The 10,972-nt window shown below is 75.1% G+C and carries 10 protein-coding genes and 2 pseudogenes; 5 read left to right on the forward strand and 7 right to left on the reverse strand.

Annotated elements, in window-relative coordinates:
* Positions 1-386 precede the first annotated feature (386 nt).
* Both ACFVFS_RS37650 and ACFVFS_RS37655 read right to left on the reverse strand, forming a co-directional pair.
* Complete coding sequence (locus ACFVFS_RS37650; protein WP_380629508.1) at positions 387-1,262, reverse strand: GNAT family N-acetyltransferase; 876 nt, start codon at positions 1,260-1,262, stop codon at positions 387-389.
* Positions 1,263-1,368: 106 nt separating this feature from the next.
* Positions 1,369-2,316 (reverse strand): MerR family transcriptional regulator, encoded by a 948-nt coding sequence (locus tag ACFVFS_RS37655; protein ID WP_380629509.1) that lies wholly within the window; start codon positions 2,314-2,316, stop codon positions 1,369-1,371.
* Between the two features lie 253 nt (positions 2,317-2,569).
* Between ACFVFS_RS37655 and ACFVFS_RS37660 the strand changes: the two are divergent.
* Positions 2,570-2,794: pseudogene (locus tag ACFVFS_RS37660) on the forward strand (LuxR C-terminal-related transcriptional regulator); the annotation flags it as partial.
* 46 nt (positions 2,795-2,840) lie between these two features.
* On the opposite strand, the gene ACFVFS_RS37665 reads toward ACFVFS_RS37660, so the two are convergent.
* Positions 2,841-3,722, reverse strand: coding sequence for a transglutaminase family protein (locus tag ACFVFS_RS37665; RefSeq protein ID WP_380629510.1), 882 nt, complete (start codon positions 3,720-3,722; stop codon positions 2,841-2,843).
* Between the two features lie 58 nt (positions 3,723-3,780).
* Positions 3,781-4,767: a GNAT family N-acetyltransferase gene (locus tag ACFVFS_RS37670; protein WP_380629511.1), complete on the reverse strand. Its 987-nt coding sequence runs from the start codon at positions 4,765-4,767 to the stop codon at positions 3,781-3,783.
* 187 nt (positions 4,768-4,954) lie between these two features.
* Here ACFVFS_RS37670 and fdxA point away from each other — a divergent pair, with 187 nt between their 5' ends.
* Both fdxA and dapC read left to right on the forward strand, forming a co-directional pair.
* Entirely contained in the window at positions 4,955-5,281 is a 327-nt protein-coding gene (fdxA, locus tag ACFVFS_RS37675) for a ferredoxin (protein WP_030061559.1), read from the forward strand.
* Positions 5,282-5,301: 20 nt separating this feature from the next.
* Positions 5,302-6,465, forward strand: coding sequence for a succinyldiaminopimelate transaminase (gene dapC / locus ACFVFS_RS37680; RefSeq protein ID WP_380629512.1), 1,164 nt, complete (start codon positions 5,302-5,304; stop codon positions 6,463-6,465).
* Positions 6,466-6,533: 68 nt separating this feature from the next.
* Here dapC and ACFVFS_RS37685 read toward each other — a convergent pair whose 3' ends face one another.
* Together ACFVFS_RS37685 and ACFVFS_RS37690 are read right to left on the reverse strand one after the other, a co-directional pair.
* Positions 6,534-7,319, reverse strand: a complete 786-nt coding sequence (locus ACFVFS_RS37685; RefSeq protein ID WP_380629513.1) for a hypothetical protein — start codon at positions 7,317-7,319, stop codon at positions 6,534-6,536.
* A 302-nt stretch (positions 7,320-7,621) separates the two neighbouring features.
* Positions 7,622-8,653 carry a hypothetical protein gene (locus ACFVFS_RS37690; protein WP_380629514.1) on the reverse strand — a complete coding sequence of 344 codons (1,032 nt, stop codon included), beginning with the start codon at positions 8,651-8,653 and terminating at the stop codon, positions 7,622-7,624.
* A gap of 137 nt (positions 8,654-8,790) precedes the next feature.
* On the opposite strand from ACFVFS_RS37690, the gene dapE reads away from it, so the two are divergent.
* Both dapE and ACFVFS_RS37700 read left to right on the forward strand, forming a co-directional pair.
* A complete protein-coding gene (gene dapE / locus ACFVFS_RS37695) occupies positions 8,791-9,864 on the forward strand; it encodes a succinyl-diaminopimelate desuccinylase (RefSeq protein ID WP_380629515.1) in 1,074 nt (357 codons plus the stop codon).
* 99 nt (positions 9,865-9,963) lie between these two features.
* Positions 9,964-10,773, forward strand: coding sequence for a TIGR00730 family Rossman fold protein (locus ACFVFS_RS37700; protein WP_380629516.1), 810 nt, complete (start codon positions 9,964-9,966; stop codon positions 10,771-10,773).
* Positions 10,774-10,788: 15 nt separating this feature from the next.
* Here the strand turns inward: ACFVFS_RS37700 and ACFVFS_RS37705 are convergent.
* Positions 10,789-10,972: pseudogene (locus ACFVFS_RS37705) on the reverse strand (dihydropteroate synthase); the annotation flags it as partial.

The raw sequence follows: 10,972 nt of genomic DNA on the forward strand, positions 1-10,972 counted from the left end.
CGGGGGGGCGGCCCCGCCGGGGGGGGGCCGGGGGTTTCTCAATCACACCCTCCAGCCCCCCCCCACGACGGCGGCCACTGCCGCCGCACCCGGGCCCGGCGGGACTCCGGTGGTGCCGGAAACAGCACCGGCAGGGAGGACCGGGACTTCCGGCTGCGCGCCTCGGTGCCGCTGCGGACGGCCTCCGTCCCGATGGGACCCTAGGCTGGTCCGGGCGGAGGAACTCTCCGCACCGGCCGCCCCGGAGCGGCGGCCCCGGTTCCGGCCGAGGGGCAGCATGACGGGCATGCCGAAGCCTGTCGCGGTGGTGCTCGTCGTCCTGCTCCTCTCGCTGATCCCGTGCGCCGCCTTCACCGAGGCCGGTGGCGCCGCCGTGGGGGCGGCGCCTACGGACGCCCGAACCGCGCCCGCCGGGCGACCCGGGTGAGGCCGAGGCTCCGGAACAGCGCCGCCGACGCCGGGTTGTTCACGTTCACGTCCAGGAACACCTCCGCGTCCCCGGCCGCCCGCAGCCGCTCCAGCGCGGCCACCGCCAGCGCCCGCCCGAGCCCCCGCCGCCGCCACGCGGGCACGGCCCCGACCTGCACCAGGAACCCTTCGGCGCACACCACGAACCCGACCGGCACACCGTCGGAGTCCCGGGCGAGCAGCGAGGCCCCGGGCCGGAACCCGTCGTCGATCAGCCAGGTCGCCCACTCGGCCCGCGTCCAGCCCGGGAACCCCGGCCGGTCGGCGAAGGAGTGGCGGTACGCCTCGTGGAAGGCGTCGGCCGCCCCCTCCTCCCAACAGTCCTCGGGCCACTCCTCGATGCCCACCCCGGCCGGCCACGCCACCGCCGGCAGAGGTGTCTCCGGTCCCAGCCGGAACACGTCCTCCGCGAACTCCTGCCGCAGCCCCCGTGACCGGAACAGCTCCTCGGCGGCGGGCGTCAGCGCCTCCGTCTCCACCTGGACGACGGTCTCCGCCGCCGTCATCAGCCGGTCCAGCAGCTCACCGCCGAGCCCCCGGCCCCGGAAGTCCGGGTCCACCGCTCCCACCAGCGACCAGTACCCGGCGTAGGGCCTGGCCGCCCCGCAGGCGACCAGCCTGCCGTCCTCGTACGCCCCGATCCGGACGGTCCCCGGCCCGTCGTACCGCCGGCCGACGAAGGACGGCTCGCCCGCCACCGGCAGTCCGCCGTCCACCGCCAGGCAGCGCCGCACCACCTCCAGGACCGCCCCCGGCCCGCTCTCCGGAAGCATCTCCCACCACTCCACGCCCATCCCCGGCCGCCTCCCTCTCCGCTCTCTCCCGCATGCCACCCCGAAAGCCGGTCGGGCGCAACCGGATTACGGCTGTGCGGAGCAGGAAGTCGGCCGGTCCGACGTCCTACTCCAGCGAGGCCCGAAGAGCGGCGGTGAACCAGGCGAAGACGTCATGGAGGCTCTCCTGGACCGGCCAGCCGTTGATGGTGGCGAGGAGGTGCCAGTAGCGCTCGGCGCGGGGGTCGTTGGCGGTTTCGACGCGGTCGAGGATCCAGGCGCGGAGGGCGGCGTCGTCGGGGCGGGTGAAGGTGGCGGCGTAGGCGGCGGTGAGGGAGTCGAGGACGGGAGCGGCGGCGGGCGAGCCGGGGTCGATCCCGTCGGCGACGGCGGCGGTCACGGTGGTGCGGACGGCCTCGGAGAGGTCGGTGTGCAGGCCGGTGTCGTCGCCGGCCGCCCGCTCGGCCGCCTGGTGGGCGGCCATCCGGCGGACCGCGGCGCGGAAGTCCACGTCCTGCACGAGTTCACCCAACTCCACCCAGGCGTCGACCTGTTCGGGGGTCGGATCGTCCGGAAGCCCCGGCATGGCGGAGCGCATCATGGCGACGAACTCCGGATTGGCGTCCAGACCGCCGAAGGCGGCGTCGATGAAGTCGTTGACCAGGCGCCGGCGTTCGGCGTCGGACAGCTTCGCGAGTTGGTGCATGCGTCTCATCTCCTCGGTCGTGGAGCCGCGTTCGGCGATCGCCCGCAGCACCGTCCGGCGCAGCCGGAGCGTGCGGATCTGCACGTCCAGCGCGTCGGCGTGCGCGGCGGCCACCTCGCGCAGCGGGGCGGAACGGTCCAGCACCCGCCGGACCGTGGCCAGGTCCAGCCCCAGTTCCCGCAGGGTGCGGACCAGGTCGAGCCGGGCCAGGGCGTGCACGTCGAAGCGGCGGTAGCCGGCCGGCGTGCGGCAGGTGGGCGGGACGAGCCCGGCGTCGGCGTAGAACCGGACGGCCTTCACCGTCAGGCCGGTGCGCCGGGCCAACTCGCCGATGGAGTACAGGGTGGTGTCGAGCTCGTCGTCCCGCATGGCCCCAGCTTGGCGTCTCCCCCCGGGGGAGACTCAAGGGGCCGCCGGGACCAGGCCGCGGCGGCGCGGGAGTGGACGAACGAGCCCGGCGCGCCGGGTCTTCCGGGAGTCCGCCGCCGGCGGTGGTGGACGGGGCCGGGATCGGAGTGAACGCCACCGGCTCGGAACCGGGGGTGCTCCTGGTCCGGCCGCTGTCCGCCGGAACGCCGTAGGGTCGGGCGCCGTGAGCGACATGCGGAACGACCGGCCCTCGGTGCGGGTGCTGCGCGGCGAGCGGGTGATCGACCCGGTGCTGGCCGCCGCCGCGCTGGCCGAGGGGGCGAACCCGCTGACCGCCCGCGAGCGGGACGTGCTGGCGGCCGCGGCGGACGGGGCGGTGAACGCGGACACCGCCGGGCGGCTGCACCTCTCCGGGGGGACGGTGCGCGACCACCTCTCGACGGCGATCCAGAGGACCGGGGCCCGCAACCGCGCCTAGGCGGTCCGGATCGCCCGGGAGAAGGGCCGGCTCTGACCGGCGGGTCTCAGTTCAGCCGGTGGCGGGCGGCCCGGGCCTCCTGGCGGACCTTGCTGGCGGAGTCCGGGTCGAAGGCGTCCAGGATCCCGGCGTACTCGTCCATCTCCGCGGCCCCGCCCAGGAAGTCGCCGGTGCGCACCAGCAGCTCGGCGCGTTCGAGGCGGAGCTGGGCGGGGTGGCGGGGGAGCAGCAGGGCGAGCTCGGTGGCCCACAGCTGGGTGCGGGCGTGCTCGGGGCGGTCGGCGGCCCAGGTCCGGATGTTGCCGAGCACCCGCAGCGCGACGTCCAGCGGCTGGGCGGGCGTGAGCAGCTCCGGCGTGAACTCGTGCCCGGCGGCGCGCACCAGCCGGGCCACGTCGTCGAGGTCGAGCAGCCGGCCGCCGTGGAACGGGTCGGCCAGGACGTACTCCTCGCCGCCGGCGGGCCCGCCGACCGCGACGATGAAGTGGCCGGGCAGGGCGATGCCGTGCACGGCGAGCCCGGCCCGCCGGGCGACCGCCGACCAGACCAGGGCGAGCATGATCGGCAGCCCGCGGCGGCGCCGCAGCACGTCGGGCAGCAGCGAGGACTCCAGCCGCCGGTAGTCGGACTGCCGCCCGTGGAACCGCTCGCGCCCGCCGAGGACGGCGGCCAGCAGCGCCGCGGTCTCCTCCGGCCCGGCCGGGGCCCGGTCGGCGACGGCGCGCCGGACGGCGGCCGCGTGCCGGTCCAGGGCCGCCGAGCAGGCGGCGAGCAGCGCGTCGACGGAGGGCGGGCCCTGGAGGTCGTCCGGGTCCGCCGGGTCGGGGGCGGGGAGGTGCTCGGCGGCCGCGAGCAGGCAGAGCAGCACCGGATCGGGGTGCTCGGCCCGGGCCTCGGTCCGGAAGCGTGCTCTGCTCTGCTCGGTCACGGCGGTGGCGGCGGCTTTCGTAGGGCGGCGGACGGAGGGACGGTGCCAGGGCGGCGCCCTAGCCCTGGGGCAGGAGCGCGTAGTGGTAAGTGTGACTGGTCGTGAAGCCCAACCCGTCGTACAGCGCGACCGCCCCGGCGTTGTCCGCCTCCACCTGCAGGTGGGCGCCGGTGGCGCCCTCCTCGGCGGCCCGGGCGGCGAGCACCGCCATCACCGCCGTGGCCAGGCCGCGGCGGCGGGCCCGCGGCGCCACCTCGATGGCGCCGAAGCAGGCCCACGGTCCGTCGATGACGCAGCGTCCGACGGCGAGCACGGGCGGGGTGCCGCCCTCGGGCCCGCCGCCGGGGGTGTCGTGGACGGTCGCGAACCAGACCGAGGGGCCGCCGTGGAGCACCGCGCGGGCGGCCTCCTCCGCCGCCGGGTCACCGGTCACCCGGCGGTAGAGCGACATCCAGTCGGCGGAGGCGGTCCGGGCCAGCCGCACCCGGTCCCGGGCGGCCGGGTCGCCGATCCTGGTCAGCGGCGCCAGCTCGGCCACCCGGACCAGGGTGGGCGCGTACGCGGCGCCCAGCCGGTCCGGCTCGGCGCGCAGTGCCTCCGGCGAGCCGGGGGCGGTGACCTCCACCCAGGCCGGCAGCCCGCGCGCCGCGTACCACGCGCGCGCGGTGGTGAGCGCCTCGTCGAGCGGCACACCGGGGTCGCCGAGCGCCTGCACGGAGTTGGCGCGCCGGGTGAAACCGGCCGAGGCGCGCAGCGTCCACGCGCCCAGCGGCTCCTGTTCGACGGCGGGCCAGCCGCGGGCGGCGATCCGCTGGAGCTCGGCCGGACCCGCCTGGGGCAGCGGCGCGCGCCGGGCCGGGAAGAGCGGCACGGTCTTGCCGGCGACCAGCAGCTTCTCGTCGAAGGAGACCGGATCGCCGCTCCTGGGCACCACCGTGAGGCCCGAGTCGTCCCAGGATGCGAGCACACCGATCACATCGCGGAACACTGGCCGGTTGTCGTCGGAGAAGCCGTCGAGCCGCCGTACAGAGACCCTGCGGCCCACGTCAGAGCGATCTATCCGGACCTCCGGACGGTCCTGAACCGGCCCTTCGGCGGCCATCTGGGCACCTCCTGTGCATTTGCGGTCTCCGACCCGCGATACTAGGGGCGGGCATCGACGACGCCGCGCTCACCCGCGCACGCGAGAAAACCGAATGGGCCGCCAAGCCCTTCCGAGGAGGAACGACAGCGTGACCTACGTCATCGCGCAGCCTTGTGTCGACGTCAAGGACAAGGCCTGCATCGAAGAGTGCCCGGTTGACTGCATCTACGAGGGCGAGCGATCGCTCTACATCCACCCGGATGAGTGTGTCGACTGTGGCGCTTGCGAGCCGGTCTGCCCGGTCGAGGCGATCTTCTACGAGGACGACACGCCGGAGGAGTGGAAGGACTACTACAAGGCCAACGTCGAGTTCTTCGACGACCTCGGCTCGCCCGGCGGCGCCTCGAAGCTCGGTCTGATCGAGCGCGACCACCCGTTCATCGCCGCTCTGCCGCCGCAGAACGCCGACCACTGACGACTGGTGGCAACTGAGCTGTGAGTACCAAGAACAGCACGCACGCGCCGTTCCCGGGCCACCCGGGGGCGGCGCGCCGCGTTACGGACCTGCTGCCGGTGTTCCCCTGGGACAAGCTGGAGCCGTACAAGGCGACCGCGCTCGCCCACCCCGGCGGGCTCTGCGACTTCTCCGTCGGCACCCCGGTCGACCCGGTGCCCGAGGTGATCCAGAAGGCGCTCGCCGCGGCCACCGACACCCCCGGCTACCCGACCGTCTGGGGCCCGCTGGAGCTGCGCGGGGCGATCGCCGGCTGGCTGCGCCGCCGGCTCGGCGCCGAGATCGGTCCGCAGGCCGTCCTGCCGACCGTCGGCTCCAAGGAGCTGGTCGCCTGGCTGCCGACCCAGCTGGGCCTCGGCCCAGGGGACCAGGTCGCCTACCCGCGGCTGGCCTACCCGACGTACGAGGTGGGCGCGCGGCTGTGCGGCGCCGAGCCGGTCGCCTACGACTCGGTGGACGAGCTGGACGGCTCCCGGGTGCGCCTGCTCTGGGTCAACTCCCCGTCCAACCCGACCGGGCGGGTGCTCGGCGCGCCGGAGCTGCGCCGCGCGGTGGAGTGGGCGCGCGAGCACCGGGCGCTGCTGGTCAGCGACGAGTGCTACCTGGAGCTCGGCTGGGAGGCCGAGCCGGTCTCCGTGCTGCACCCCGAGGTGTGCGGCGGGGGCGGCCACGAGGGCCTGCTCGCGGTGCACTCGCTGTCCAAGCGCTCCAACCTGGCCGGTTACCGCGCCTCCTTCGTGGCGGGCGACCCGGTGGTGGTCAAGGAGCTGCTGGAGGTGCGCAAGCACGGCGGCATGATCGTGCCGGCCCCGGTGCAGGCGGCGACGGTCGCCGCGCTCGCGGACGACGCGCACGTGGCCGAGCAGCGGGAGCGCTACGCGGCCCGGCGCGCGGAGCTGCGGGCGGCGCTGGAGGCGTACGGCTTCCGGATCGAGCACTCGGAGGCCAGCCTCTACCTGTGGGCGACCCAGGACCGGCCGTGCTGGGAGACGGTGGCCGAGCTCGCGGGGCTGGGCATCCTGGTGGCGCCCGGCGACTTCTACGGCCCGGCCGGCGACCGGTTCGTGCGGGTCGCGTTCACCGCGACCGACGAGCGGGTCGCGGCGGCGGTGGAGCGGCTGCGCGCGGCGGCCGCCGCGCGGTAGCCGGAGGAGCGCACGAGGGCCGGCGTCCGGGGTTCCGGACGCCGGCCCTCGCCGCTGTGCGGACGGGCTCAGCCGATCGGCAGACCGTTGAGGCTGCCGCCGTTGAGGCTGCCCAGCAGGCCGCCGAGCGGGCCGAGCGCGCTGGTGAGGCCGGACAGGCCGTTCAGCGGGCTGTTCTGGCCGAGGTCGGCGCCGCCGAGGCGGTTGGCCGACCCGTGCTCGGCGAGGCCGAGCACATCGGCGGCGGGCAGGTCGGCGGGCAGCGCCCGGGTGACCGAGCCGATCGGCAGCGCGTCGGTGACGGTGGTGGTGCTGGGGATCGCCTGGACGACCCCGCTGCCGCCCGGGACGGCGCTGGTGAGGGTGTCGGCCGGGGCGAGGTCGCCGACCGGGCCGAGGCCGGCGTGCGAGCTGCGCTGCGGGGTGGCGCTCTTGCCGGTGACGGCCTCGCCGAGCTTGCCGGCCAGGGCCCGGGCGACCTTCGGGGCGACACCGGAGAGCTCGCCGGTGGTGGCGGCGGTCTGGTCGATCGGGGCGGTCAGCGAGCCGGCCTTCTCGTTCGCCTCGGGGAGCTGCTGGGCGACGATGTTGCCGGTCGCGTCGGCGGCGGCGGGCACGCCCGCGGCGACGGTGGCGGCGCCGGTGTTCCCGGCGGCCTGGCCCAGCTGGTGGGTGGTGTGCTGCAGGGTGGAGCCGGCGTCGGTGTTGGTGAGCTGGCCCAGCGGGGCGGCCAGGTCGCCCTTCGGCAGCAGGGCGTCGGCGGCGGACGCGGAGCCGGCCGCGACCAGCGGGGTCGCGCCGGCCGCCACGAGCAGTGCGGCCTGGGCGATCCGGCGCGTGAGGGGGTGAGACATGGGGCTCCTCGGAGGGTCTGGGTCCGTTCCGTCCGCCGGGCGGACGACGTTGTTACCGCTTGAGAAGCCAGAAGGTTTCGGCCCGTGCAAGGAAAGCGCCGGGCCGGTGATCGGATGGTAGGACCGCACAGTGGGGCGCCCCGGGTGTCGGGCCGGGGGTACGGGCCCGCGACGGGCCAAGGGGAGTGACGGTTCTGCGCCCCGCCCGCCCCGGCCGGCCCGCCGTCCACCTGGATTGACGCGAATCACCCCGGTGGCGGCAACCCGGACACCAGTGCGTCAACGGTCCGGGGCCGCCGGTTTCAGCCCTTCGCGGGGGCGGCCAGCGAGACCAGCACCAGCTTGGTCGACGTCCCGGTCGGCTGCGGCTTCCAGCCGTCCTCGGACTTCGCCTTCCGCCAGATCCTCCCGTCGTAGGCGACGGTCTCGATGCCCAGCCGCTGAGCCTGCGTCACCGCCCAGTGCGCCACCGCCCAGCCGTTCTGCCGCTCGGCGTCCGGGCCGGAGTCGGTGGAGGCGGTCGGGTCCGGGGTCAGCGAGACGGCGCTCTCCGCGCCCTTGATCGTGGACGTGTAGCCGGGGGCCGGGGTGACCGTCCGGCCGAACTCCCGGCGCACCCGGTCGCTCAGCACCTGCGCCCGGTCCGGGCGGGCCGGCGCCGCGGCGCCGGTGCTGGGCGCGGCCCCGGCCGGGGCGGCGGACGGGGTGCTGTCCTCGTCGGTGTCCGGCTCGGCGAAGTCGTGCACCACGCAGTTCAGCGAGGCCGCCTCGCGGCCGGTCAGCGCGGAGGCCAGCAGGGTGGCCTTGGTCTCGTGCTTGGCGTAGGCCTGCGGGTAGCCGCTCTTCTGCACCTGCTGGGCCGCGTCGGTCAGCGGCAGCCGGGTGTAGCCGGGCACCTTGACCAGGCCGTCCAGGAACTTGTTGGTCGCGTAGACCGGGTCCATGATCTGCTGCACGGTGCCCCAGCCCTGCGAGGGCCGCTGCTGGAACAGGCCCACCGAGTCCCGGTCGCCGCCGGACAGGTTGCGGATCTTGGACTCCTGCATCGCGGTGGCCAGCGAGATGGTCACCGCCCGGTCCGGCAGGCCGCGGGCGTGCGCGACGGCGGCGATGGTCGCCGCGTTGGCCGCCTGCGGGACCTCCAGGGTGCCCTCGCCGGCCGGGGTCTTCACCGAGCAGCCCTCGGGGGTCAGCAGCTTGTTGTCGCGCAGCCAGTACAGCGTCACCGCGGCCACCGCCAGCACCAGCACGCCGATCAGCACCACCCGCAGCGGCCCGCGGCGCCGCCGCGGCGCCGCGTCCCCGTCACCGCCGCCGCCCTCTCGCCTGGCCACCGCCGCCCCTCTCCGCCGAGCACTCCGAACCGACACCGTACCCACTCGGACGGATGTACGGTGACATGCGGTTGCCCGGGCGACCGTCACAGCACTGCCACAGGAGGGCGGCGGTGACAGGACTAGGCTGGGCAACCATGAGCAGCCCGAAGACGCCCCTGGACCTCACCCTCGACGGCGGCGCGCTGACCGCCCAGCTGGTCGACTTCCCCTCCGTCAGCGGCGACGAGCAGGCGCTCGCCGACGCGATCGAGGCCGCCCTGCGGGCCTACCCGCACCTGACCGTCGACCGGTACGGCAACAACGTGGTCGCCCGGACGAACCTCGGCCGCGCCGAGCGCGTGGTGCTCGCCGGCCACATCGACACCGTGCCGATCGCCGACAACGTGCCCTCCTGGGTCGAGGGGGACCTGCTCCACGGCTGCGGCACCTCGGACATGAAGTCCGGCGTCGCCGTCCAGCTCCGGCTCGCCGCCACCCTGCCCGAGCCCAACCGGGACCTCACCTACGTCTTCTACGACTGCGAGGAGGTGGAGGCCCACCGCAACGGCCTCGGCCACCTCGCCCAGGCCCACCCGGACTGGCTGGCCGCCGACTTCGCGGTGCTCATGGAGCCCAGCGGGGCGGTCGTCGAGGGCGGCTGCCAGGGCACCCTGCGCGCGCAGGTCCGGCTCGGCGGCGTCCGAGCCCACTCGGCCCGCAGCTGGCTCGGCGACAACGCCATCCACAAGGCCGGCGAGGTGCTGCGGCGGCTCTCCGAGTACCGGGCGCGGCTGGTCGAGATCGACGGGCTGGAGTACCACGAGGGCCTCAACGCGGTGCGCATCGACGGCGGGGTGGCCGGCAACGTCATCCCCGACGAGTGCGTGGTGACGGTCAACTTCCGCTTCGCGCCGGACCGCGACGAGGCCGACGCCGAGAAGCACGTGCGCGAGGTCTTCGACGGCTTCGAGGTCACCGTGACCGACTTCGCCCCGGGGGCGCTGCCCGGCCTGAACCAGCCCGCCGCCCAGGCCTTCCTCGCCGCGACCGGCGGCACCGCCCGCGCCAAGTTCGGCTGGACGGACGTGGCCCGGTTCAGCGCGCTCGGCGTCCCGGCGGTCAACTACGGCCCCGGCGACCCGAACATGGCGCACAAGCGGGACGAGCACTGCTCGCTGAGCGCCATCGCCGCGACCGAGGAGCGGCTGCGCGCCTGGCTGACGGCCTGATCCGGCCCCGCGGCCATCGGCCGGACGCCATCTCCCGGTTGCCCAACCGACCTTCCGGCGTTGCCTGAAAAAGGGGAGGGGCGGGCGTAGGGTTTCGTCATGACAGGCACTGGAGACGAGAAGCACTACGGGCACGGCCCCGAGCAGGTGGGCGAGCCGCGCCCGAAGAAGGCGTGGCCCGAGAAGCAGAAGGGCCCGGTGCTGGTGCGCCGGGACCAGGTCGGCGAGAGCACCACGGACCAGCGCCTGCTGGACACCACCGGTCCCACCGACTGGCTGCACACCGATCCGTGGCGGGTGCTGCGGATCACCTCCGAGTTCGTCGAGGGCTTCGGCGCCCTCGCCGAACTCCCGGCCGCGATCAGCGTCTTCGGCTCCGCCCGGACCCCGGTCGACTCGCCCGAGTACGCGGCGGGCGTGGCGATCGGCCGGGCGCTGGCCGAGGCCGGCTACGCGGTGATCACCGGCGGCGGACCGGGCGCGATGGAGGCCGCCAACCGCGGTGCCTCGGACGCCGGCGGGCTCAGCGTCGGCCTGGGCATCGAGCTGCCCTTCGAGCAGGGGCTCAACGAGTTCGTCGACCTCGGCCTGAACTTCCGTTACTTCTTCGTCCGCAAGACGATGTTCGTGAAGTACTCGCAGGGCTTCGTCGTCCTGCCCGGCGGCCTCGGCACCCTGGACGAGCTCTTCGAGGCGCTCACCCTGGTGCAGACGAAGAAGGTCACCCGCTTCCCGGTGATCCTCTTCGGCAGCGCCTACTGGGGAGGTCTGGTCGACTGGCTGCGGAACACCCTGGTCGCGCAGGGCAAGGCGGCCCCGCACGACCTGGAGCTGTTCCACGTCACCGACGAGATCGACGAGGTCATGAAGATCCTCGCCGAGGCCCGCCGCCCGGCGACCGAGATCTAGTCCTCCTCGCCGGCCTCAGGCCAGTCCCCGGCGGGCGACCGCCGGGGGGCGGGTGCCGCGGATCGAGGCGACCATGTCCAGCACCTGCCGGGTCTCCGCCACCTGGTGCACCCGGTACACCCGGGCGCCCAGCCAGGCGGAGACCGCCGTGGTCGCCAGCGTGCCGAGCAGCCGCTCGTTCACCGGCTTGTCGAGGGTC

The organism is Kitasatospora sp. NPDC057692 (assembly GCF_042799475.1).
Classification (GTDB): domain Bacteria; phylum Actinomycetota; class Actinomycetes; order Streptomycetales; family Streptomycetaceae; genus Kitasatospora.

Coding starts and splice junctions, on each gene's coding strand:
- ACFVFS_RS37685 (WP_380629513.1), bottom strand. CDS start 7,319: ATGTCTCACCCCCTCACGCGCCGGATCGCCCAGGCCGCACTGCTCGTG.
- ACFVFS_RS37700 (WP_380629516.1), top strand. CDS start 9,964: ATGACAGGCACTGGAGACGAGAAGCACTACGGGCACGGCCCCGAGCAG.
- ACFVFS_RS37650 (WP_380629508.1), bottom strand. CDS start 1,262: ATGGGCGTGGAGTGGTGGGAGATGCTTCCGGAGAGCGGGCCGGGGGCG.
- dapE (WP_380629515.1), top strand. CDS start 8,791: ATGAGCAGCCCGAAGACGCCCCTGGACCTCACCCTCGACGGCGGCGCG.
- ACFVFS_RS37655 (WP_380629509.1), bottom strand. CDS start 2,316: ATGCGGGACGACGAGCTCGACACCACCCTGTACTCCATCGGCGAGTTG.